At 66.7% G+C, this 22,212-nt stretch carries 20 protein-coding genes; 14 read left to right on the plus strand and 6 right to left on the minus strand.

Going from position 1 to position 22,212, the window contains the following annotated elements; all coding sequences use genetic code 11:
* Positions 1-109: 109 nt before the first annotated feature.
* The 7 genes from cpaB to Q0C57_RS12730 are packed head-to-tail and all read left to right on the plus strand — an operon-like array spanning position 110 to position 7,663.
* On the plus strand, positions 110-955 hold the full coding sequence (cpaB, locus tag Q0C57_RS12700) for a Flp pilus assembly protein CpaB (RefSeq protein WP_296576796.1): 846 nt from the start codon (positions 110-112) through the stop codon (positions 953-955).
* A complete protein-coding gene (locus Q0C57_RS12705; protein WP_296576797.1) occupies positions 955-2,451 on the plus strand; it encodes a type II and III secretion system protein family protein in 1,497 nt (498 codons plus the stop codon). The genes cpaB and Q0C57_RS12705 overlap by 1 nt, the downstream gene beginning before the upstream one ends.
* Before the next feature lie 28 nt (positions 2,452-2,479).
* Positions 2,480-2,920, plus strand: coding sequence for a CpaD family pilus assembly lipoprotein (locus Q0C57_RS12710; protein ID WP_296576798.1), 441 nt, complete (start codon positions 2,480-2,482; stop codon positions 2,918-2,920).
* A gap of 4 nt (positions 2,921-2,924) precedes the next feature.
* Positions 2,925-4,193, plus strand: coding sequence for a P-loop NTPase (locus Q0C57_RS12715; RefSeq protein WP_296576799.1), 1,269 nt, complete (start codon positions 2,925-2,927; stop codon positions 4,191-4,193).
* Between the two features lie 27 nt (positions 4,194-4,220).
* Positions 4,221-5,687 (plus strand): CpaF family protein, encoded by a 1,467-nt coding sequence (locus Q0C57_RS12720; RefSeq protein WP_296576800.1) that lies wholly within the window; start codon positions 4,221-4,223, stop codon positions 5,685-5,687.
* Positions 5,688-5,691: 4 nt separating this feature from the next.
* The gene (locus tag Q0C57_RS12725) at positions 5,692-6,672 is read left to right on the plus strand and encodes a type II secretion system F family protein (protein WP_296576801.1); all 981 of its coding nucleotides are present in this window, start codon (positions 5,692-5,694) and stop codon (positions 6,670-6,672) included.
* Between the two features lie 16 nt (positions 6,673-6,688).
* Positions 6,689-7,663 carry a type II secretion system F family protein gene (locus Q0C57_RS12730; protein ID WP_296576802.1) on the plus strand — a complete coding sequence of 325 codons (975 nt, stop codon included), beginning with the start codon at positions 6,689-6,691 and terminating at the stop codon, positions 7,661-7,663.
* A gap of 4 nt (positions 7,664-7,667) precedes the next feature.
* Here Q0C57_RS12730 and Q0C57_RS12735 read toward each other — a convergent pair whose 3' ends face one another.
* From Q0C57_RS12735 to Q0C57_RS12755, 5 genes are all read right to left on the minus strand, one after another.
* Positions 7,668-8,270 (minus strand): hypothetical protein, encoded by a 603-nt coding sequence (locus tag Q0C57_RS12735; RefSeq protein WP_296576803.1) that lies wholly within the window; start codon positions 8,268-8,270, stop codon positions 7,668-7,670.
* A gap of 64 nt (positions 8,271-8,334) precedes the next feature.
* Positions 8,335-9,573: an MFS transporter gene (locus Q0C57_RS12740; RefSeq protein ID WP_296576804.1), complete on the minus strand. Its 1,239-nt coding sequence runs from the start codon at positions 9,571-9,573 to the stop codon at positions 8,335-8,337.
* Positions 9,574-9,677: 104 nt separating this feature from the next.
* Entirely contained in the window at positions 9,678-10,052 is a 375-nt protein-coding gene (locus Q0C57_RS12745; protein WP_296576805.1) for a DUF423 domain-containing protein, read from the minus strand.
* Between the two features lie 89 nt (positions 10,053-10,141).
* Entirely contained in the window at positions 10,142-11,281 is a 1,140-nt protein-coding gene (locus Q0C57_RS12750) for a DUF2336 domain-containing protein (protein WP_296576806.1), read from the minus strand.
* 133 nt (positions 11,282-11,414) lie between these two features.
* Positions 11,415-11,999 carry a glycosyltransferase gene (locus Q0C57_RS12755; protein ID WP_296576807.1) on the minus strand — a complete coding sequence of 195 codons (585 nt, stop codon included), beginning with the start codon at positions 11,997-11,999 and terminating at the stop codon, positions 11,415-11,417.
* Between the two features lie 205 nt (positions 12,000-12,204).
* Between Q0C57_RS12755 and ppdK the strand changes: the two genes are divergently transcribed.
* The 5 genes from ppdK to Q0C57_RS12780 all read left to right on the plus strand — a co-directional run bounded on the left by ppdK (position 12,205) and on the right by Q0C57_RS12780 (position 19,189).
* Entirely contained in the window at positions 12,205-14,883 is a 2,679-nt protein-coding gene (ppdK, locus tag Q0C57_RS12760) for a pyruvate, phosphate dikinase (RefSeq protein WP_296576808.1), read from the plus strand.
* 86 nt (positions 14,884-14,969) lie between these two features.
* Complete coding sequence (locus Q0C57_RS12765) at positions 14,970-15,257, plus strand: hypothetical protein (RefSeq protein WP_296576809.1); 288 nt, start codon at positions 14,970-14,972, stop codon at positions 15,255-15,257.
* Between the two features lie 5 nt (positions 15,258-15,262).
* Entirely contained in the window at positions 15,263-16,192 is a 930-nt protein-coding gene (locus tag Q0C57_RS12770) for a methylmalonyl Co-A mutase-associated GTPase MeaB (RefSeq protein ID WP_296576810.1), read from the plus strand.
* A 153-nt stretch (positions 16,193-16,345) separates the two neighbouring features.
* Complete coding sequence (locus tag Q0C57_RS12775; protein WP_296576811.1) at positions 16,346-17,797, plus strand: cell wall hydrolase; 1,452 nt, start codon at positions 16,346-16,348, stop codon at positions 17,795-17,797.
* Between the two features lie 150 nt (positions 17,798-17,947).
* Positions 17,948-19,189 (plus strand): MFS transporter, encoded by a 1,242-nt coding sequence (locus tag Q0C57_RS12780; protein WP_296576812.1) that lies wholly within the window; start codon positions 17,948-17,950, stop codon positions 19,187-19,189.
* A gap of 29 nt (positions 19,190-19,218) precedes the next feature.
* On the opposite strand, the gene mepA is transcribed toward Q0C57_RS12780, so the two are convergent.
* Positions 19,219-20,136 carry a penicillin-insensitive murein endopeptidase gene (gene mepA / locus Q0C57_RS12785; RefSeq protein ID WP_296576813.1) on the minus strand — a complete coding sequence of 306 codons (918 nt, stop codon included), beginning with the start codon at positions 20,134-20,136 and terminating at the stop codon, positions 19,219-19,221.
* A 260-nt stretch (positions 20,137-20,396) separates the two neighbouring features.
* Here mepA and Q0C57_RS12790 point away from each other — a divergent pair, with 260 nt between their 5' ends.
* Both Q0C57_RS12790 and Q0C57_RS12795 read left to right on the plus strand, forming a co-directional pair.
* On the plus strand, positions 20,397-20,729 hold the full coding sequence (locus Q0C57_RS12790; RefSeq protein ID WP_296576814.1) for a L,D-transpeptidase: 333 nt from the start codon (positions 20,397-20,399) through the stop codon (positions 20,727-20,729).
* 266 nt (positions 20,730-20,995) lie between these two features.
* On the plus strand, positions 20,996-22,090 hold the full coding sequence (locus Q0C57_RS12795) for a site-specific integrase (RefSeq protein WP_296576815.1): 1,095 nt from the start codon (positions 20,996-20,998) through the stop codon (positions 22,088-22,090).
* Positions 22,091-22,212 lie beyond the last annotated feature (122 nt).

A 22,212-nucleotide genomic window follows, 5' to 3' on the forward strand; every position in this document is an offset into this window, starting at 1 on the left:
TCGTTAAGTCAATTTGCTCACCGGCAGTTAACCATAAGTTGACCTTTCCCTGATCGAATCCGGTTCGAGACGAGGCGAGTTGCGCCTGGTCGCGCCGAGGGTTCGTGGGATGCGTTTGAAGCCTGCACAGATCGTGGTCATCGCCGTGGCGCTCGGAGCGGGCGGTCTTGCGGCGATGATGATGGGGAGCCGCCAGACGGCCGTCCCGGCGCCGCAGCAGGCCGCTGCGCCCGCGCCGCAGATCCCGACCGTCGAGGTCCTGGTCGCCAATGCCGACCTGCCGCTCGGCAAGATCATCCTGCCCAACGACGTCACCTGGCGCCGTTGGCCCGAAGAGGCCGGGACCGGCAGCTTCGTCGTCCGCCGCACGGGCGACAGCGGCGCCGCCGCCCTCGACGAGGTCATTGGTTCCATCGTGCGGACCACCTTCGTCCCGGGCGAGCCCATCCGGCCCAACCGGCTGGTGAAGGGCAATCGCGGCTTCATGTCGGCGATCCTCACCCCCGGCATGCGCGCGATCGCCGCCCCGATCGACGACCCCTCCCGCGGCGCCGGAGCCTTCATCCTGCCGAACGACCGCGTCGACGTCATCCTCGCCCGCCGCAACAGCAACGCGGCCGCCACGGCCGAGGGCCTGACTCACACCACAGCCACCGTCCTTCGCAATGTACGGGTTCTCGCTGTCGACCAGACGGTCGAGGAGCGTGGCGGCGAAAAGACGATCGTCGGCCGCACGGCGACGCTCGAACTCACCCCGCCCCAGGCCGAGACCCTCGCCCTCGCCCGCGAACTGGGGACCCTGTCCCTGTCGCTGCGCAGCCTTGCCGACGCGTCCGTTTCCAACCTGGCAGGCGAAGGCGCCGGCACTGGCGATGCGCTGTTCGGCCAGGAGGGCCGCATCGCCATTGTCCGCCACGGCGTGCGCTCCGTCGTCGGCAGCCAGGGACCGGAATGATGACGCAGCGCCGTCCCACGCCCACCGTTCTGAAAGAGGCCCTCATGTTCGCCCGGTTGCGCTGCACGATGATGTCCGGCCGTCACCTGGCTTTCGCACTGGCCTCCCTTGCCATCCTGGGGCTCGCGGTGCCTCCCGCGGTCGCGCAGCAGAGCACCGTGCAGCGCCAGCAGCGCCCCGCCGCCAGCAACACCATCACGCTCGGCGTCGGCAAGTCACTGCCTGTCGAGCTGCCGCGCGACGCCCGTGACGTGATCGTCGCCAATCCGGCCATCGCCAATGCCGTCGTGCGTTCCGCCCGCCGCGCTTTCCTGATCGGCGTGGCGGTCGGGCAGACCAATGTCTTCTTCCTCGATGCCGAGGGGCGCCAGATCGCCTCCTACGACATCGAGGTCGGCCGCGACCTCGTCGGCCTGCGCCAGACCCTGCGTTCAGCGCTGCCTCATGCCGGTATCGAGGTGCGCTCGGTCGCCGATGCCGTCGTCGTGTCCGGCCAGGTCATGACGCCGCTCGAGGCGCAGCAGGCCATCGATATCGCCACCAAGCTGGTCGGCGACGAGAAGAAGGTGGTCAACGCCATTTCCATCCGCGGCCGCGATCAGGTCCACCTCAAGGTCACCGTCTCGGAAGTCCAGCGCACCGCCATCAAGCAGCTCGGCGTCAATCTTGCCGCCTTTGATCCGACATCCACCCTGACGGGGGCGTCGGGCAACCTCGGCAATGCCGGCGGCTTCGTCTACGGCCTGCTCACCGCCGGCCGCTACAACGCCACCGGAACCGCCCCGTCCAACACCGCCGTTATCGGCACCCGGGTCGGCAACAATGTCTTCAACAGCACGATCCAGGCCTTTGAGGAGCACGGTCTCGTGCGGACCCTCGCCGAGCCGACACTGACTGCCATTTCCGGCGAACAGGCGAAGTTTCTCGCCGGTGGCGAATTCCCGGTCCCGACCGGCCGCGACATGACCGGCAACGTGACCATCGAGTTCAAGCCTTTCGGTATCGGCCTCGCCTTCACGCCTGTTGTCCTGTCGGAAGGCCGCATCAGCCTGCGTGTCGGCGTCGAGGTCAGCGAGATCGACAACCAGCTCACCGTCCAGCTCTCCAACGTCACCGTCCGCGGCCTGCGCACCCGCCGCGCCGACACCACGATCGAACTGCCGTCCGGCGGCACCATGGTCATGGCCGGCCTGCTGCAGGAACAGACCCGCCAGAACATCTCCGGCACGCCGGGCCTTCTCAACATGCCCGTCCTCGGGGCCCTGTTCCGCTCGCGCGACTATCAGCGCGGCCAGACCGAACTCGTCGTCATGGTCACGCCCTATATCGTACGGCCGACCTCGGCCAACCAGCTCGCCCGTCCCGACGACAATCTCCAGGACGCTTCCGATCCGGCCGGAATCCTCATCGGCCGCCTCAACCGCATCTACGGCTCCGGTCAGCCGCCGGCCGCCGGTGGACGCTTCAACGGACCGGTGGGGTTCATCCGTGACTGACCGCGCGTGTATCAAGAAGGATAGGACCATGTCGTTCGGCACCACTGCGAAGCTGACCCTGGTCGGTCTGGCGCTTGCGCTCGGCGGCTGCAAATCGGTCGCGACGATGCACGACCCCTATCCGCACGACTATCGGATGCGCCATCCGATCGTTGTCGGACCGCAGGGCGCCTATGTCACGTCCCAGTGTGGCCAGTGGCCGGAGGACCTTGGCGTCGGCCCGGGCAATGTCAGTGCGCTCAACCGGCCGAACTGGAACCACGGTTGCGCCACCCAGCACAATCTGGCCGCCATCGTCGCCAATCCCAACGACCTCCTGCAGCCACGCGCCGAGGGCGGGCTCGATGCCGCCCGTCGCCAGACGGTCATCGGCCGCTACCGCCGCGGCGATGCACCCGGGCCCCATACCATTCATACCCCCATCCAGCCGCTCACCGACATCAAGAGCGCCGTGCAGGGCGGAGGCTGAGCCCGTGACAGACGAAGCCAACCAGACTGCCGACGGCGGCGGCGAGCAGATCGCCGCAGTTCCGCGCATTTCGCTGCAGGCCTTCTGCGAAACACCGGAACTCGCCTCCGTCATTGCCGATGCGGCCGAGGACCGGCGCATGGACAAGGCCCATGTGCGCGTCCAGATGGGCGGCGCCCCGGGTGCCGTCGAGGCCTATCGCTCGGCGCCGACCCCGAACGTCGTCATTCTCGAGACCCTTGGCCGCAAGGGCGAGATCATCGGTCATCTCGACGAGCTCGCCGAGGTGTGTGATGCCACGACCAAGGTCATCGTCATCGGCCAGGTCAACGACATCGTTCTCTACCGCGAGCTGATGGCCCGCGGCGTCAGCGAGTACATCATCGGCGCGCCCGGCGTCCTCGACGTGATCCGCACCGTGTCGGGTCTCTATGCGAACGAGGGTGCCAAGCCGGTCGGGCGGACCATCGCCGTCATCGGTGCTAAGGGCGGTGTCGGTGCGTCGACCATCGCCCACAACCTCGCCTGGGCCATTTCGCGCGACATCGGCACCGATACCTGCATCGCCGACATGGATCTTGCCTTCGGCACCGGCGGCCTCGACTTCAACCAGGATCCGCCGCAGGGCATCGCCGATGCGATCTTCTCGCCGGACCGTGTCGACACCGCTTTCATCGACCGCTTGCTGTCGCGCTGCTCTGACAAACTATCGTTGCTCGCCGCGCCGGCGACCCTCGAGCGGGTCAGCGATCTCGGCCCCGAGGCCTTCGATCCGCTTTTCGACATCCTCAAGGCGACAGTACCCTCCATCGTCATGGACCTGCCGCATACCTGGACCGGCTGGACCCGCCGCTGCCTCATCCAGGCTGACGACATCCTCGTTGTCGCGGCTCCGGACCTTGCCAACTTGCGCAATGCCAAGAACCTGATGGATCTCCTGCGCGCCTCGCGGCCGAACGACACGCCGCCGCGCTACATCCTCAACCAGGCCGGCCTTGCCAAGCGCCCCGAGATCAAGCCAGCCGACTTCGCCAAGGCACTCGAAGCCGAACCCATTGCCGTGATTGCCTTCGAGCCGCAGCTCTTCGGCACCGCCGCCAACAACGGTCAGATGATCGCGGAAATGGAGCCGGGTCACCGGATCGCCCAGCAGTTCACCGATCTCGCCTTGGCGCTGACCGGTCGTCACGACACGAGGCGGGCGCGCCCCGGGCTTCTCGGCCCCCTGTCGCCCCTCCTCGAGAAACTCTCCCAGTTCCGCAAGAAGGCCTGAGGGTCGGTCGCAATCATCTGAGGCAGCATGTTCGGCAAGCGCGGCAATTCCGGATCTGGCATCGGACGGCAACCCCCGCCGGGCGTTGGCACGCTCGAACGCGCTCCGTCGCCCGCAGCGGCGCGTGCGCCTGAGCCCCCGCGCGCCGCCATCGCCTCGCCGCCGATCGCGCCGGTTGCGGCACAGGTCGAGGATCGCCAGCGCTCGTCCTCCTTCTACGAGACCAAGAGCCAGGTCTTCGGTGCCCTGATCGAAGCCATTGATCTGTCGCAGCTTGCCAAGCTCGACGCCCAGTCGGCGCGCGAGGAAATCCGCGACATCGTCAACGAGATCATCACGATCAAGAACATCGTGATGTCGATCGCCGAGCAGGAGGACCTGCTTGAGGACATCTGCAACGACGTCCTCGGCTACGGGCCGCTTGAGCCGCTTCTGGCCCGCGACGACATCGCGGACATCATGGTCAACGGTCCGAACACCGTCTACATCGAAGTCTCCGGCAAGATCTCCAAGACGGGCGTCCGCTTCCGAGACGCGGCGCAGCTGATGAATATCTGCCAGCGCATCGTCAGCCAGGTCGGCCGTCGCGTCGACGAATCCTCGCCGATCTGCGACGCCCGCCTGCCCGATGGCTCCCGCGTCAATGTCATCGCGCCACCGCTGGCGATCGACGGCGCGGCCCTCACCATCCGCAAGTTCAAGAAGGACAAGCTGACCCTCGAGCAGCTCGTCAAATATGGCTCGATCTCGCCCGAGGGTGCCGAGATCCTCAGGATCATCGGCCGTGTCCGCTGCAACGTCGTCGTGTCCGGCGGCACCGGCTCCGGCAAGACGACGCTGCTCAACTGCCTCACACGCTACATCGATTCCGACGAGCGCATCATCACCTGTGAGGACGCGGCCGAACTGCAGCTGCAGCAGCCGCATGTCGTCCGCCTCGAAACGCGCCCGCCGAACCTTGAGGGCGAGGGCCGCGTCACCATGACCGACCTCGTCAAGAACTGCCTGCGTATGCGCCCCGAACGCATCATCGTCGGCGAGGTTCGCGGACCCGAGGTCTTCGACCTGTTGCAGGCGATGAACACGGGCCATGACGGCTCGATGGGCACCATCCACGCCAACTCGCCGCGCGAGTGCCTGTCGCGCATGGAATCGATGATCGCCATGGGCGGCTTTTCGCTGCCGGCCAAGACCGTGCGCGAGATCATCGTCGGTTCCGTCGACATCATCGTTCAGGCCGCCCGTCTGCGTGACGGCTCGCGTCGCATCACTCACATCACCGAAGTGCTGGGTCTGGAAGGCGAAACGCCCATCACCCAGGACCTTTTCGTCTACGAGATGGTCGGCGAGGACGAGGACGGCAAGATCGTCGGCCGCCATCGCTCGACGGGCATCGGCCGGCCGAAATTCTGGGACCGTGCCCGCTACTACAACGAGGACAAGCGCCTGGCCGCCGCACTGGATGCGGCGGAAGTCGGCGAGCCGATGAGGTGAGCCCATGCCGGAACTCGACACACTCGCCATCATCGGCCTCGCCATCATCTGTGCCGGCGGCCTTGCCTATGCGCTGATTTATCCGCTTCTCTCCGGCGAGGTGAAAGCCGAGCAGCGCCGCGAGGCGGTGGCGCAGATCACCCCGCGGCCGGTGCGCACCAAGGTCGAGGAAGCCTCCGCCAAGCGCGTCAGCATCGAGGACACGCTGAAGGAGATCGAGCGCAAGCAGCAGAAGTCCTCAAAGCCTCCGCTCCAGGTCCGGATCGCCCAGGCCGGGCTCACCTGGACGCTTCGCCAGTTCTACATCATCTCCGGCGCCCTCGCGATCGGCGCCGGCCTCGCCACCCTGGTCATGGGCATGCCGCCATTGGCCATTCTCGCGGCGGTCGTCGTCTTCGGCCTCGGCGTGCCGCAATGGATCCTGAACCACCTGAAGAAGCGCCGCATGACGGCCTTCCTCAACGAACTCGCCAATGCCGTCGACGTCATCGTCCGCGGCGTCAAGGCTGGTCTGCCGCTCGGCGACTGCATCCGCATCGTCGCGACCGAGTCCCAGGAGCCGGTCCGCACCGAATTCCGCCATATCATCGAACAGACGACGCTTGGCATTCCGCTGCATGAGGCGGTGATGAAGCTGTTCGACCGCATGCCTGTCGCCGAGGCGAACTTCTTCTGCATCGTCGTGTCGATCCAGCAGAAGGCCGGTGGCAATCTGTCAGAGACCCTCGGCAACCTCGCCAAGGTGCTGCGTGACCGCAAGAAGATGAAGGCGAAGATCGTCGCGCTGTCGCAGGAAGCCAAGTCTTCGGCGGCGATCATCGCCTGCCTTCCTCCGGCGGTGATGTTCTTCGTCTACCTGTCGACGCCGCAATACATCTCGCTGCTGTGGACCACCGACATGGGTCGGCTGCTGATGGCCGCCTGCCTGTTCTGGATGTTCACGGGCGTGATGGTCATGCGCAAGATGATCAATTTCGATTTCTGATGGGGCGACGGACACCATGCTGAAGCTCATCATCGAGAAGCTCCACGATCCCGATTTCATGATCCAGGCGCTGATCGCTATTGCGGTCTGCGCCACGGTCCTGACCTTCGCCATGCCGCTTCTGGCGGGCGACAATCTCGGCCGCCGCATGAAGGCCGTGTCGGTGGAGCGCAACAAGATCCGCGAGCGCGAGCGGGCGAGGCTGGCCAATGGCGACCGCGTCACGGTGCGGCGCACGCCGAAGGCCTGGGTGAAGTTCATCGTCGACCGCCTGCAGCTCGGCAAGCACCTCGCACAGGAAGAGGCGCGCGACAAGCTCATCCAGGCCGGCTATCGCGGCCAGGCGCCCTATATTGTCTTCCTGCTGTTTCGCCTGATCGTGCCGATCGTGACGGCGCTGGCGGCGCTGGTCTATCTCTTTGCCGTCAATGACCTCGGCCAGCCGGCCATCGTGCGCATCCTGCTCACGTTCTTTGCGGCCTATATCGGCCTGCAACTGCCGATGCTCTATCTCAAGAACAAGATCGAGCATCGCAAAACCTCGATCCGCCGGGCCTTCCCCGATTCCCTCGACCTCCTGCTGATCTGCGTCGAGAGCGGCATGTCGATCGAGATGGCGTTCAAGCGGGTCAGCGTCGAGGTGGGAACCCAGTCGATCGCGCTGGCGGAGGAGCTTACCCTTACGACGGCCGAACTGAGCTACCTGCAGGACCGTCGCATGGCCTATGAGAACCTCGCCAAGCGCACCGATCTCGACGGTGTCAGGGCCGTCACGATGGCGCTCATCCAGGCCGAGCGCTACGGCACGCCACTGGCCAACACGCTGCGCGTGATGGCGCAGGAAAACCGCGACATGCGCATGTCGGAGGCCGAGAAGAAGGCGGCATCCCTGCCGCCCAAGCTCACCGTGCCGATGATCGTCTTCTTCCTGCCCTGTCTGTTCGTCGTCATCATGGGTCCGGCAGCGATCCGTCTGACCGGCGCCAATTGACAGTCTAGATCCGGTCGGCCGCGATCGGCATGGTGTCGAGAGGCGCGACCTCGTCTGCCGCGGCCGTCCGCTCGCCAGGATATCCGGCCTCGACAGTCGCGGTTGCCAGCCGGCGGTATAGGTTACGGGTGCGGCGCACCGGCCACCAGTCGTAGAAGAGGATTTGCGCCGGACGCCAGTTTGCCACCCAACCGAAAACGGAAATGCCGTCGCGCAGCCCCTCGCGCCAGCCCCCCGGGAGAGCGGAATTGTCGACGGCGCGCGACAGAACTGTGCAGAAGGCGAGGACGCACAGGCCGATGGCAAGCGAGATGAGGCCGGTGCGGATGAGCTGGCGGAGGTTCTGGTGCTCGCCGTTGGCCATCCGGTTGAAATGAACCCTCACCACCTCCTCCAGCTTGGCGACCTGGCGTACCGGCGCAGGCTCGCCGCGGATGCTGAGGACGATCACGAAAGTTCCGCGTCGCGGCGCGTACCAGGCCTGCGACGCGATGTACTGGGCGGCGGTCGCATTGAGGCTGAATTCGTGGAAAGGCGAGGGATCGAAGGTCGAGAACAACTGCTCGACATCCCGGACGTCGAGCGCGATGCGGGTCTGTTTGCTCATCCAAGCCTCTTCGGACATGACCGGCGCTGCAGGATGCCGCGTCGACAGGCGCGCGTCGACAACCTCAGGCCCGCGCCAGCCTTTCACGTCGCAGCAGGAGCCAACCGACGATTGCGAGGTTCACCAGGTTCCACAGGATGCCGTTGATGAACGCGGCCTGATAGGACTGGGTGATGTCGAAGATGACACCCGAGATCCAGCCGCCGAAGGCCATGCCCAGCAAGGTCGCCATCAACGCGATGCCGACGCGGGTCCCCGCCTCGCTCGGCGCGAAATATTCCCGGACGATGATGGCGTAGCTCGGCACGATCCCACCCTGGAACAGGCCGAACAGGATCGAGAAGATGTAGAGCGACGTCAGGCCGTCCGAGGTCAGGAACAGGACGAGGGCGAGCCCCTGCAGGGTCGAGCCGAGGAGCAGCGTCGCCAGCCCGCCGATGCGGTCCGCGACGAAGCCCGAGGCGACGCGGCTGATAATGCCGAAGGCGAGCATCAGTGACAGCATTTCCGAGCCGCGTGCCACGCCGTAGCCGAGATCGGCGCAATAGGCGACGATATGGACCTGCGGCATGGCCATGGCCACGCAGCAGGAAATGCCGGCGATGGCGAGCAGGACCATCAGCATGTTGGGCGAGAGCCCGAGGGCTGCGGGGCTCGCCGAGCGCGCCAGGCTGACCGTCCCGATCTCGGCAACCGGCGGCTTGCGGCGGAGCAGAAGCGCCAAAGGCACCATGAGCACGATGACGGTGACGGCGATGATGAGATGCGTCGTGCGCCAGCCGACGCTGTCGAGAGTGAACCGCACGATCTGCGGCCAGACGGCGCCGGCGAGATAATTGCCTGAGGCGGCAATGGCCACGGCAATGCCGCGCCGCCGGTCGAACCAGAACGAGACATGGGCAAGGAGGGGTCCGAAGACCGCCGCCGATCCGAGCCCGATCAGTACGCCGTGGACGAGGGCGAAGACGATGATCGAAGGGGCGATGGCCGCGACAGCATAGCCCGCCCCGAGCAGGAAGCTGCCGCCAATGACCGGTATCATGATGCCGAAGCGGTCGGAGATCCGGCCCATCAGCACGCCGCCGCCGGCAAAGCCCAGCATGGCCAGCGTGTAGGGCAGGGCGGCCTCGCCCCGGCCGACCCCGAAATCCGCCTGGACGGCGGGCATGACCACGACGACGGACCACATGCCGACGCCGCCGATCGTGCCGAGAGCCAGGGCCACGGCGAGGCGGATCCAGGCCGCCCGTCCGTCGATGTCGGAGGCGGGAGAGCGGGAACGGTCGTGGGAAAGCTGCTGCACGGGCGCCTGCCTGCCGGAGGAAGCCCGAGGCTAGCATTGGCGTTCTGCACAAAACAGCGGCAGCGGCGCTGGGCATCCGTGCAGCGGCCGCAGGCGCCGTCGGTTCAGACCGCCCGCCGGCCGCCCAGCGCTCCAGCCAGGGCCACCCCGGCCCAGGCGGCGATCATCGCCATGCCGCCGAGGGGTGCCGCCATGGGAAACAGGCCCGTGCCGGCGAAGACGCGCATGGCGATGTCGCCGCTGAACAGCACGGTCCCCGCTGCGAGCCCCCAGGCGGCGATGCGCGAAACCGGATCATGGAGGAGGTTTGCCTTCCGACCGATCGCGACCGCGATGATCGCCGGGGCGTGCAGCGACAGCATGGTCGCTGCCACCGCGAGGCTGGTGCCGGCATAGGCGTGGCTGGCGAGGGCGGCGAACGCCACGCCCGTGGCCCCCATCAGTCCGGCGGCGAGGATCAGGAGGCGTGTGGCTGTCATGGCGTTCCTGCGCGCGGCGGACTGGCCTGCGCGTCCCTCCAGCCGACATGGTGGCCGCTGCCACGCCCGTCAATGCGGCGCCGGGCGTGTCAGCCGAGCGGGGCGGGGATCGACAAGCGCTCGGCGGTCTGGGCGCGGGCCTGGGGACGCTTCGGCGTATGGCCCCGCAACAACCCCAGTTCCGCATCGATCTCCTTGTCGGTCAGCATCCGGTAGCGGCGCAGCAGACCGCGCGGATCGGGCGCCGGTTTTCGCCAGCGGCGGCAGAACGACCCGACGAGGGAGGCGAAGACGTTCTCGTCGAGGGCGACGGCGCGGGCCATGGCCTCGAAGGGCTCGATCCGCCCACGCGCCAGGGCGCTGATCAGCGCCTCCCGCTTGATATCGAGGGTGACGCCGAGCATTTCGACCGCGGGGATGACCTGGTCGGTCGCCGCCAGCAGCGTCAAGGCCTCCGCGAGCGACTTGCTGCCGTCCTTGACCTGCCGGCGCAATTCATCGGCGCTGTCCATGCAGTCCCCGTGCAGGCGAATGCGCCTGACTTTGGCGATAATCGCCTCGGAGGCGAGTTTCTGCGCCTCCCGAACGGCATCGCAGTCCAGCCGCTCGAACAGCGAGGCCTTGAGGTTGTCCGGCACCACCAGCGCAAGGCGCAGTGCCTCCTCAGGTCCGAGTTCCGGCCGGTTGCACAATTGCTGCTGCAGTTGCGGATCGTGGGAGGCGCGCGTCACCATTCGCGACATGGCCTTGGGCGACAGCGTCACGAACCGGTTTTCCGCGAGCGTGCGCACGGTGCGCGCATCCCCCACCTCGGCCAGTGCCTCGGCGGCCTCGCCGCACAGATCCTCGCGGTCCGCCATGATCCGCGTGTCGACGAAACGCCGCTGCTTGCCGAGGTTGAGGATGGTGGCGGGTTCGGGCGTGACATGGCCGAGGGAAATCTCCGCGACCAGTTCCTCGTCCCTGTCGATGGCCGCAAAGGTGCGGGGCATGTCCAGATCGAGGGCGCCGAAGGCACGGGCGAAATAGACGCGCCGGTCGATCGGCATGGGCGGCAGCAGGTGGGCGACGATCCGGTCGAGCCTTTCCTGGGCCTTGGCCGAGGGGCGGGGGCGATCAGGCCCGAACTGGCCGAGGATGCCAGTCACCAGCGCCTGCTGCGCCGCCGGCGGCAGCTGCTCCACCGCGGCGAGAACCTGTTCGACGGGATTTTCAAGGGAGGGAAGCATGGTTATCGATGACCAACCTGAGAGGTAAGAGGATGCCTCCCTTTTCGATAACGTACCGTAAACGGCCGGTCGTCCGCATCGTCGCGGATGACCCGGTATTCCGATGTCGATTCGGCCGGTTTCACGGCCCCTGCTACCCGCCGATGCGTGTGGCCCGGCAGCGCAAGGTGGTCAGCCGGCGGCGTCCCAGCCGCCGGCTCAGGGCTCTCTCGCTGTCCATGCCGGGACGGTGCCCGCCGAGTGCCTGATAATGGTTGCGCGACAGGAGCAGTCCCTGATGCGGGTCGGCCCCGCGGCCAAGGAGAAAGGCCAGTTGCGCCCCCGCCAGCCCGGCCTTCGCCGCCAGGCCGTAATCATCGACGCCCAGGGCGAAGGCGGCCGCCCGCCGATCGGTTTCCTGGCGGCGGGTCACCATTTCCAGAAAGCCGTGAACTTCGCGGATCCAGCCCTCGTCCAGCACCACACCCGGACGGATGAACATCAGCCAGGGCGCCCTGGCCATCCCCGACGCGGCGGCGAGCCGGGCGCCACGATCGACCGGACCGACCAGGAACCGGCACCCTGCGACATCGGCCACCGCCTCGGTCCCATCCTGCGAGCCGCCATCGGCGATCATTGCCTCGATGATGAGTCCGTCCGCTGCTCCCGAGACGAGACAGGCGAGCGTCGGCACCAGGCGCCGTTCGTCGTTGTGGGTGGGAATGATGACGCTGATCACGGGGCAACAATCCTCTTGCAATGCAGTATAATCGTGCCGCACTGCATTCATCCAGCCTTCATCGCAGCGTCATGAAAGCGCCCTTCCGACCGGATGAATGGGGTCGCGGTTGAAATGAAGCCGTGAAAGCGCCTAAAGAAACGCGCCGCAGCAATCGGGCCCGTCCGGTGTCGATGCAGCGCATGACAAGTCCGGGAATGCGACCATGACGCAATGGGTCTTCACCTTCGGCGACGGCAAGGCCGAGGGTCAGTCGAGCATGCGCGACCTCTTGGGGGGCAAGGGCGCCAATCTCGCGGAAATGTCCAATATGGGTCTGCCCGTTCCCCCCGGCTTCACCGTCACCACGGAAGCCTGCATCTGGTATTACGCCAACGGTCGTTCCTATCCGGCGGAACTCCCGGCCCAGGTCGAGGCCGGCCTCGCCCAGATCGGCGCCCTCACCGGCAAGGTCTTCGGTGATCCTGCCAATCCGTTGCTCGTCTCCGTCCGGTCGGGCGCCCGCGCCTCCATGCCGGGCATGATGGACACCATCCTCAACCTCGGCCTCAACGACCTGACCGTTGCCGCCCTCGGCCGCGGCTCGGGCGACGAACGCTTCGCCTATGACAGCTACCGCCGCTTCATCCAGATGTATTCGAACGTCGTCCTCGACGTAGACCACCACAATTTCGAGGACATCCTGGAGATCTACAAGGAGCGCAAGGGCCTGACCCTCGACACCGACCTCACCGCCGAGGACTGGAAGCATCTGGTCGGTGAATACAAGCGGCGTGTCGAGGAGGAGACCGGCAGTCCCTTCCCCCAGGACCCACGCGAGCAGCTCTGGGGCGCCGTGGGCGCCGTCTTCTCGTCCTGGATGAACCAGCGTGCCATCACCTATCGCCGCCTCCATGCGATCCCGGAAAGCTGGGGCACGGCGGTGAATGTCCAGGCCATGGTCTTCGGCAATATGGGCGAGACCTCCGCCACCGGCGTCGCCTTCACCCGCAATCCCTCCACCGGCGCCAAGGAACTCTACGGCGAGTTCCTCATCAATGCCCAGGGCGAGGACGTCGTCGCCGGCATCCGCACGCCGCAGAACATCACCGAGGTCGCGCGGATCGCGGCCGGCTCCGACAAGCCGTCCATGGAGACGGCCCTGCCGGATGTCTACCAGCAGTTCATCGCCGTGGCGGCGACGCTGGAGAAACATTACCGCGACATGCAGGATCTCGAATTCACCGTCGAGCGCGGCAAGCTCTGGATGCTGCAGACCCGCAACGGCAAGAGGACCGCGAAGGCGAGCCTCAGGATTGCCGTCGAACTGGCGAACGAGGGCGTGCTGACGCGTGAGGAAGCGGTCTCGCGCGTGGAGCCCGGCTCCCTTGACCAGTTGCTGCATCCGACCATCGATCCCAAGGCCGAGCGCCGGGTGCTCGCCACCGGCCTGCCGGCCTCGCCCGGTGCCGCCCAGGGTGAGATCGTCTTCAACTCCGACGAGGCCGAGGCGATGAAGGCCGGCGGCCACAAGGTCATCCTCGTGCGTGTCGAGACGAGCCCGGAGGATATCCACGGCATGCATGCGGCCGAGGGCATCCTCACCACCCGCGGCGGCATGACCAGCCATGCGGCCGTTGTCGCCCGCGGCATGGGCAAGCCCTGCGTCTCCGGCGCCGGCACCTTGCGCGTCGACTATGCTGCGCAGACCGTGTCGATCGCCGGCAAGGTGCTGAAGAAGGGCGACGTCATCACCATCGACGGCTCGACCGGCCAGGTCCTGCTCGGTGAGGTGGCCATGCTGCAGCCGGAGCTTTCCGGAGAGTTCGCCACGCTGATGGGCTGGGCAGACGGGTTCCGCCGCCTCAAGGTGCGCACCAATGCCGAGACCCCCGCCGATGCCCGCGCCGCGGTGGAGTTCGGCGCCGAGGGGATCGGTCTCTGCCGCACCGAGCACATGTTCTTCGATGAGGAGCGGATCGTCGCCATGCGCGAGATGATCCTCGCAGACGACGAGAAGGGGCGTCGCGCCGCGCTCGGCAAGCTCTTGCCGATGCAGCGCTCCGACTTTGTCGAGCTGTTCGAGATCATGGCCGGCCTGCCGGTCACGATTCGCCTGCTCGACCCGCCGCTGCACGAGTTCCTGCCCCATACCGACGCCGAGATCGCTGAGGTCGCCGCCGCCATGGGTGCCGATCCGAAGAAACTCAAGGCGCGCGCCGAAGATCTGCAGGAGGTCAACCCGATGCTCGGCTTCCGCGGCTGCCGCCTCGCCGTCGCCTATCCCGAGATCGCCGAGATGCAGGCGCGCGCCATCTTCGAGGCGGCGGTGATTGCCGGACAGAAGAGCGGCAAGCCCGTGGTGCCCGAGGTGATGGTCCCCCTGGTCGCCACCAAGGCCGAACTCGACCTGGTCAAGGCGCGCATCGTGGCCATGGCCGAGGCCGTCATCAAGGAGACGGGCGCCGCCCTCGACTATATCGTCGGCACCATGATCGAACTGCCGCGTGCCGCCCTCCAGGCCGGCAGGATCGCCGAGAGCGCTGAGTTCTTCTCCTTCGGCACCAACGACCTGACGCAGACGACCTTCGGGATTTCCCGCGATGACGCGGCGAGCTTCCTCAATCCCTATCTCGCCAAGGGCATCATCGCGGTCGATCCCTTCGTCTCCCTCGACCAGGACGGCGTTGGCGAGCTCGTCCAGATCGCCGCCGAGCGTGGCCGCAGGACGCGGCCCGACATCAAGCTCGGCATCTGCGGCGAGCATGGTGGCGACCCCGCCTCCATCCACTTCTGCGAGATGGTGGGGCTCGACTACGTCTCCTGTTCGCCCTTCCGCGTGCCCATCGCCCGCCTCGCGGCGGCGCAGGCGGCCCTCGGCAAGGCGGCGGCGGGGCAGGCCTGAGGCCGGGCGGCACCTTCGTCGCGGTTGGCGGGACGCTGCCCTTGTGCGAGGCTGCGCCTGCCGCGCCGCAATACCGCCGAGACCTGATGACTGACGCAACCCGCCCGAACCTGCCGCTGCCCGGCCTGATCTTCGTCGCCGTCATGCTGGTCGCGGGCGCCGTCTTGGCCTTCGTCTTCAAGGCCGAACCGGCCTTGGTCCAGGCCATCCCAGGGCTGATGTGGCTGCTCGGTGTGGCCCTGGTCTTCGATATCGGCGTCAATGTCCTCGCCATGCGGGGCCGGGTCGAAGGGGCTTTGCCGATGGCTTGGCGGCCTGGCGGGTTCGTCGCCGGCGGCCTCGTCCATGTCGCCACGACGGCTCTCCTGGGGTGAGCGCGATGGTTCCCGTCTCGGTCGAGGCCGTGCGGGCCGGCGGCAAGCGTGCGCTGGCCGCGGCCCTCGCTGCCATCGAGACCCATGCGGGCAGCGAGGAACTCGCGCGCTTCCTCGACGAAGCCTGCCGCGCGACCCGCGGCGCGACCCTGGGGCTCACCGGCCCGCCCGGCGTCGGCAAGTCGACCCTGACCAATGCCCTTGTCTCCGGTTGGCGCAGGGCCGGCGACACGGTCGGCGTCATCGCCGTTGATCCCTCCTCGCGCCGCACCGGAGGGGCTCTCCTCGGCGACCGGGCCCGCATCTCCACCGATCCGTCGGACCGCGGCGTCTTCGTGCGTTCCATGGCGGCGCGCGACCGGCTCGGCGGCCTGTCCGACCAGACGGTGGCGGCCATGGTCGTCATGCGCGCCGTCTTCGACCGGGTTCTGGTCGAGAGCGTCGGTATCGGCCAGTCGGAGGCCGACGTGGCCATGGTGGCCGACACTGTCGTGCTCTGCATCCAGCCGGGGTCCGGCGACAGCCTGCAGTTCATGAAGGCCGGCGTCATGGAGCTGCCCGACGTGATCGTTGTCACCAAGGCAGACATGGGTGCGCCGGCGCAGCGCGCCAAGGCGGATGTCGAGGGAGCCCTGACCCTTGCGGCGCGTGAGGCCGGCGCCTGGAACGCACCGGTGGTTCTGGTCTCCGCGGCGACCGGGGAGGGCCTCGATGCCCTTGCGTCGGCACTCGCCGCCCATCGCACCTGGCAGCACGCCGGGCGCCTGGCGGCCCGCCGCGCCGCCCAGGAACGGCTCTGGGTCGAGGAGGCGCTGCGGACGCGTTTCGGCACCGCCGGTCTCGCCCTCGTCGCCCGTGAAGCGGCGCCCCACGCCTCCGGCCCCTTCGGTCGCGAGCATTGGCTCGCCGGCCGCCTGAAGGCGCGTCTCGCCTGAATCGGCGCGCCATTAACCCGCTCTCAACGTTACCTGGGCGATAAGGTTAGCGGTCGATGACCGTGCTGTGCGGTTGCGGCCTGTTCGGGTGGCGTGTGCTCGTCGGCATCCGCCTTGTGGCGTTCGTGTTGCGTTTGCGTGGAGTGCGTGCCTATGCGTGCGTTGCGTTGGCCTTCGTCGCCCTCGATCAAGGCGGCCGTGCTGGTTCCGGGCATGGCGGCGTCCTTTCTCCTGCTCTCCTCCCAGCCCGTCGCCTATCAGGATCTCGTCAGCCACATGGCGCTCCGCGCCGGCGTCGACCAGACCTGGCGTCGTCATGTCGCCAGTCTCGTGCGTCCCTCGACGACCGTCGCCGGCTTCGTCTTCAGCCGCCCGATCCTCCGCGAGCCTGAAGCGCCGCGCCTCGTCATGGCCAGCCTGCCCATGGCGCCGACGGACGATCTGCGCCGCGCCGGGCCGCGTCCTGGGCCTGCGCTCGGGGCCGGCATGGACCGTGCCGTCATCTATCCCATGCCCAACCGCGAGGCGAAGGGTGACCTTTTGCTCGCGCGCCCGAAGCTGCGGCTGAGCATCGGATCGCTTCAGAACGATCCCTCCATCCTCGCACCCCCGGCCGACCTTTCGGAAACCGCCCGCTTCACGCCCGTCCTCCCGGGCGAGGGCTCGGACACCGAACATTCGCCGCTCGCCATCGGCGGCCTGCAACTGGCGGCTGTCGCGCCGTCCATCACCCTCGACGACCGTGCCCCGGCCGCGCGGTTCGGACTGACGGGGCCGCCCGTGGACCTGGTGGAGGAGGAGGTGCTCGAGGGTCGCCGCTTCGCCGCCACCCTCGACGAGGACAAGGCCGGCATCGCCATTGGCGGGGAGGGGCCGATCGCCCGTGCTGGCGCCGGTTTCGGTGCGCCCTCCATGCCGCTCGAAAGCGCGCCCTTCCGCGTCACCGCAACCCACGACGCCGTGCCGGGTTTCGATCCCGTCCTCGGGCCCTTCGCCACCGACACCCGCGGCGACCGCCCGGATTCGCTGCTCGCCCGCCTGCTCGCGCAGCCGATCGCACCGCACCGCGACGCGCCCATCGAGGAGCGCGTCCCGACGCGCGGCGGATCCGTCACCCATCCCGCCCTTGCCCTCGCGCTGACGGGCTCCGCCCATGCCCGCGCCGAGCGCTGCCTGGCCGAAGCGATCTACTGGGAGGCGCGGTCGGAACCCGAGCGGGGCCAGATGGCGGTCGCCCAGGTGGTTCTGAACCGCGCTGTCTCCGGCTTCTATCCCCGCGACGTCTGCGGCGTCGTCTACCAGAACGCCCATCGCTATCTCGCCTGCCAGTTCACCTTCGCCTGCGAAGGCCGCCGCAGCCTGGTACCGACCGAGGCGGGTCCCTGGACCCGTGCCACCACCATCGCCCGGGACATGATGGCCGGGCGCATCTGGCTGCCCGACGTCGGTCACGCCACCCATTACCACGCCACCTATGTGCGGCCCTGGTGGGCGCGTTCGATGAACCGGCTTCAGCAGATCGGGGTCCATGTCTTCTATCGGCCGCGCAACTGGGGATCGGGGCCGCAGGCGCAACTGGCCCGGACAGCACCCGGCGAAAGTTGACCCGGCGTCCGTCCTGGACCGGCCTCCACCGATACCCGCGTCATCGGGAAATGGTATGGGAGCCATCACGGCTTTTGGCTACCGTCGGCACCACGCCGGCTCTAGAGTGCCGGACGTGTACCTGCACGATGCAGGGCCGGAGCTCCCCCGATGACCGCAACGACTACACCCCATCAATCGGATAGCTGGCGGACGCCCTTCGTCATCATCCTCTGTGGTTGTCTGATCGGCTTGCTCTCCTTCGGGCCGCGGTCCGTCGTCGGCATGTTCCTCATGCCGGTCTCCACCGAGAACGGCTGGACGCGCGACATCCTCTCGCTGACCATCGCCATCCAGAACCTGATGTGGGGCGTCGGCCAGCCCTTTGCAGGCGCCATTGCCGACCGCTTCGGCACGCTCAGGGTCTTCTGGGCCGGTGCGATCATGTACGGGCTTGGCCTTGCCTGCATGGTTTTGCCCTTGCCGCCGCTCGCCATGCATGTCCTGTCGGGCACGCTCGTCGGCCTCGGCCTTGCCGGCGTGTCCTTCAATCTCGTGCTCGCCTGTTTCGCCAAGCTGCTTCCCGAAAGCCGCCGCGCCTCCGCCATGGGCATGGGGACGGCCGCCTCCTCCTTCGGCCAGTTCGTCTTTGCGCCGCTGACGCCCTTCCTCATGGATCTCGTCGGCTGGAAGGCGGCGCTGCTCATCTTCTCCTGCGTGCCGGTGCTGATCATACCCTTGGCCTTCGCGCTGGCGACCCGCCCTTCATCGGGCGTCGGCCAGGGCACGGGCGCCGAGATGAGCATCGCCGCGACGCTGAAACAGGCCTTCGCCCATCCGAGCTATGTCTATCTCGTCATCGGCTTCTTCACCTGCGGCTTCCAGCTCGCCTTCATCACCACGCATTACCCGACCTATCTGAAGGACCTGAACATCGAGGCCTGGGTCGCGGGGGTCGCCCTGGCGCTGATCGGCCTGTTCAACATCGTCGGTTCGCTCGGCGCCGGCTGGCTGTCCGCGCGCATGTCGAAGCGCTGGCTGCTGGTCTGGATCTATTTTTCGCGCGGCGCGGCGGTGATCCTGCTCTTCGTCTTCCCGCCGAGCACGGCGCTCGCCCTCGTCTTCGCCGCGCTGATGGGCCTTCTCTGGCTCTCCACCGTGCCGCCGACCTCCGGGCTCGTCGCGCTGATGTTCGGCACCCGCTACATGGCGATGCTCTACGGCTTCGTCTTCTTCTCCCATCAGGTCGGCGGCTTCCTCGGCGCCTGGCTCGGCGGCGTCATGTACGAGCGCACCGGCTCCTACGAGGTCATGTGGTACCTGAGCATCCTGTTCTGCATCGGCTCGGGCCTGATCAACATCCCGATCAAGGAACGTCCGGTGGCGCAGCCGGCGCCCGTTCCTGCGGAATAGGGCCGTCGCGCGCCGGTCGAAACCGGACCCTACCGCGCGACGAGCACTTCGCGGCAGGCCTCCGGCAGTCCCGACAGGGTCACCGGCGGCGGCGGGCGCCAGTCGGGGTTCGGGCGCGGGTTCAGCACCGCGTCGGTAAACCACCAGTCGAGGTCGGCCCCGCAACCGTCATGGGGTGGTGGCGGGTCCTGCGGCCGGCAGCCGGGGCTGCCCGTCGGGCAGCGGATCCGGATGTGCATGTGGAAATTGTGGCCGGGCACCGGCCGGACCCGTGACAGCCAGGAGCGGTCGGTTCCCGCCTCGCGGCACAGTGCCTTCTTGATGGCGGCATTGACCAGCACCCGTTCCACCACCGGGTCCTGGGCGGCGGCCTTGATCACGTTGAGATGGTCGGCCGTCCAGACCGCCGGATCGATGTCGCGCCGGTCGGCGCGCACCATGTTCACCGCCGAGGTCATCTCGCGCTCCTCGGTGGTCAGCCGCCGCCGTGGCATGGGCGTCAGCCAGATGTCGGCGTCGAGGCCGATCTGATGCGAGGCATGACCGGTCAGCATCGGGCCTCCGCGGGGCTGCGATATGTCGCCGACGAGGATACCCGGCCAGCGCGACACCTGTGGCACTTTGCGGGCGAAACGCTCGAGGAAGGTCATCATGTCCGGGTGTCCCCACATCCGGTTGCGTGACAGCCGCATCACCTGCCAGGTCTCGCCATTGACGGGCAGCGCGACGGCGCCGGCGACGCAGCCGCGCGAATAGAAGCCGAAGGCGCGTGCCTGCATCGGCGCACCGGTCGTCGCGCGGCCGAAGAGTTCCTTCGCGGGCAGGTTCGGATCGTTGGGATTGGCCAGCGGCGGCAAAGGCCGCGGATTGACGGTGCCTGGCGTCTGCGCACCGGCGCCGGCAATGCCGGCAATCAGCAGTGCGGTGATGAGAAGGGGGCGGGTCATGGTCTGGTCCCGTGAATCGTCGGCCCTCACCCTAGTCACGATGCCATTAACCATTCCTGTGCGCCGCGGTGGTCCTTTGCCGCAGGTCGGCCCGGTCTGCGGAAAAGGAACCGGTCTGCCGAAGAGGAATGCACGTAACCGCGCCAGCCCGCCTTAAGGTTGACGCCGTCGCCCCTCTTTACATGCCGCCGCACTTTGGGAATCAGTGGAAAGCGGCCCGTCAGGGAAGCTCTGTTGGTCTCGCGTCGGAGGGGAAATCCATGCGTGCATTCCATGGCCTGGCCGCTCTTTTCGTCGGCCTTTTCCTGTGGACGACCGGGGCCTCCGCTTCCATTGTCGTTCGGGTCGACAAGACGACCCAGACCATGCGCGTCATCGTCGACGGCGAGCATCGCCACACCTGGGCGGTCTCGACGGGACGCGCCGGCTACAACACGCCCAACGGCTCCTACCGGCCGCAGCGCCTCGAGCGCCGCTGGCATTCGCGCAAATATGGCATGGCCCCCATGCCCTATTCCATTAGGAGCTACAATCCTATTGTGTCCCCTCTTGAGGTAAAACGGCATTATTTGCCCGCCATCGGGGCGAAATAGAGAACAGTCGTTGGCAAGTGGGCACCCTAGCACGCTATACAGCACTGTTCCCACGTATCGACCATCACTTTGAAATCGCTTGCATAGCGCCGAAAATACGCGTTCCCTAGCGTAGCCGCCCGGGAACAGGGAACGCTGCGATGGCATACAGAATCGCCGGTCCCGTTCGATTACCTCCGTCGCTGACCACGACAGTTGGACCCCGGGCGACAGACACCAACCTGTCGTACCCCTACATTGTCGAGACATGTTCGCAGAGCCCACACTTGGAGGCGCTGCAGTTCATTCACCGCTATGCCCAGAACCAACTCAGCGCGAAAACGCTGTTGACGCGATGCGAACAGCTACTCGCCTGGCTGCGGTTCAAAGACGCCCAGGCGGCTGAACAGCCTGGTCGATTGATTCTGAAATACAGGCGTTCGCTGGACGAGGCCCTTTCAGTCCGTACGAGCCGCCCCCTCGCACGTGCGACTATCATTGGCCGGGTCGACGTCGCCCTTCACTTCGAACGATGGCTAAGCGCGCCTCTTCCCCGCCCCGAGCCCTTCAGCATACCCCTGCCTCGGTCGTCGAGACCCCGAGGTCAGCATCGACAGAAAGTCATTCCGTTCTCTCGCGAAGAGATGACATCCGTACTCAAGTATCTGGAGAACGATCGGGGCAACAGTCGCGACCCGGTTGTCAAACGCAATTGGCTGATCACATTGATGGGCTTCGTTACGGGGGCAAGGTTGGACGAGATCCTAAGTCTGCAGTTTCGGCAGGTAGTGGGATGGGCGCCCGACGGGGACGGCGCAGCGCTGGTCTTGACAAGAGCCAAGGGACGCAGAACGGACGCGACGGGTCGAACAATCTTCATTCCTGCGTACCTTAAAGAAAAGTTGATTTCATACACAAACGGCGAGCGACAGAAGATTGTTCAAGCGGCTCGTGGCAGTGTGCCGGGATACAGAGAGCCGAACGCCCTGTTCCTTAACGGCTTCAACGCGAAGAAGCATTCGATAGGGAAGGCGTTCCAGCAGCGACGGGCGTGCGAAATGATAGCGGTGGCTCAGATGGCGTGCGGGCATACACGATCAATAGTCCGTTTCAATTCTCGAACCGGTGAGGCCATTACTGTAGACGTTTCGAAGCACACATTTCATCACACGAGACATACATACGTGATGATGGCTTACCGACACTATAAGTCGTGCGGCTTGGCATCGGATCAGATCTGGCGCGCCATTGCTGACAATCTTGGTCATGGAAGCGTATCTACGACAAAAGAGATTTATGGATCCGCAATAGCGGAGGACGAAGTGAGATTGAGGGGCGCGCAGTTCGAGGCCATTGAAGGTATTTTGTCGGGGAGCCAATAAAGTGGGCCTATCAGCTTCAAGTCTGCTGAGCGAACTTGGCCTGGCAGAAAAGGGTCAGACCGGCCTTTACCTCGGTAGGGCTCTCTCACTTCCATCTTCGGATTCTCGTTTCCTGCCTGCCA

The sequence above is a fragment of the Phreatobacter sp. genome (assembly GCF_022843985.1).
In the GTDB taxonomy this organism is placed as follows: domain Bacteria; phylum Pseudomonadota; class Alphaproteobacteria; order Rhizobiales; family Phreatobacteraceae; genus Phreatobacter.

What these genes read in the sequence shown, in the direction of transcription:
- cpaB (WP_296576796.1), top strand. Translation starts at nt 110, where the DNA reads ATGCGTTTGAAGCCTGCACAGATCGTGGTCATCGCCGTGGCGCTCGGA.
- Q0C57_RS12705 (WP_296576797.1), top strand. Translation starts at nt 955, where the DNA reads ATGACGCAGCGCCGTCCCACGCCCACCGTTCTGAAAGAGGCCCTCATG.
- Q0C57_RS12710 (WP_296576798.1), top strand. Translation starts at nt 2,480, where the DNA reads ATGTCGTTCGGCACCACTGCGAAGCTGACCCTGGTCGGTCTGGCGCTT.
- Q0C57_RS12720 (WP_296576800.1), top strand. Translation starts at nt 4,221, where the DNA reads ATGTTCGGCAAGCGCGGCAATTCCGGATCTGGCATCGGACGGCAACCC.
- Q0C57_RS12725 (WP_296576801.1), top strand. Translation starts at nt 5,692, where the DNA reads ATGCCGGAACTCGACACACTCGCCATCATCGGCCTCGCCATCATCTGT.
- Q0C57_RS12730 (WP_296576802.1), top strand. Translation starts at nt 6,689, where the DNA reads ATGCTGAAGCTCATCATCGAGAAGCTCCACGATCCCGATTTCATGATC.
- Q0C57_RS12735 (WP_296576803.1), bottom strand. Translation starts at nt 8,270, where the DNA reads ATGAGCAAACAGACCCGCATCGCGCTCGACGTCCGGGATGTCGAGCAG.
- Q0C57_RS12745 (WP_296576805.1), bottom strand. Translation starts at nt 10,052, where the DNA reads ATGACAGCCACACGCCTCCTGATCCTCGCCGCCGGACTGATGGGGGCC.
- Q0C57_RS12750 (WP_296576806.1), bottom strand. Translation starts at nt 11,281, where the DNA reads ATGCTTCCCTCCCTTGAAAATCCCGTCGAACAGGTTCTCGCCGCGGTG.
- ppdK (WP_296576808.1), top strand. Translation starts at nt 12,205, where the DNA reads ATGACGCAATGGGTCTTCACCTTCGGCGACGGCAAGGCCGAGGGTCAG.
- Q0C57_RS12765 (WP_296576809.1), top strand. Translation starts at nt 14,970, where the DNA reads ATGACTGACGCAACCCGCCCGAACCTGCCGCTGCCCGGCCTGATCTTC.
- Q0C57_RS12770 (WP_296576810.1), top strand. Translation starts at nt 15,263, where the DNA reads ATGGTTCCCGTCTCGGTCGAGGCCGTGCGGGCCGGCGGCAAGCGTGCG.
- Q0C57_RS12775 (WP_296576811.1), top strand. Translation starts at nt 16,346, where the DNA reads ATGCGTGCGTTGCGTTGGCCTTCGTCGCCCTCGATCAAGGCGGCCGTG.
- Q0C57_RS12780 (WP_296576812.1), top strand. Translation starts at nt 17,948, where the DNA reads ATGACCGCAACGACTACACCCCATCAATCGGATAGCTGGCGGACGCCC.
- mepA (WP_296576813.1), bottom strand. Translation starts at nt 20,136, where the DNA reads ATGACCCGCCCCCTTCTCATCACCGCACTGCTGATTGCCGGCATTGCC.
- Q0C57_RS12790 (WP_296576814.1), top strand. Translation starts at nt 20,397, where the DNA reads ATGCGTGCATTCCATGGCCTGGCCGCTCTTTTCGTCGGCCTTTTCCTG.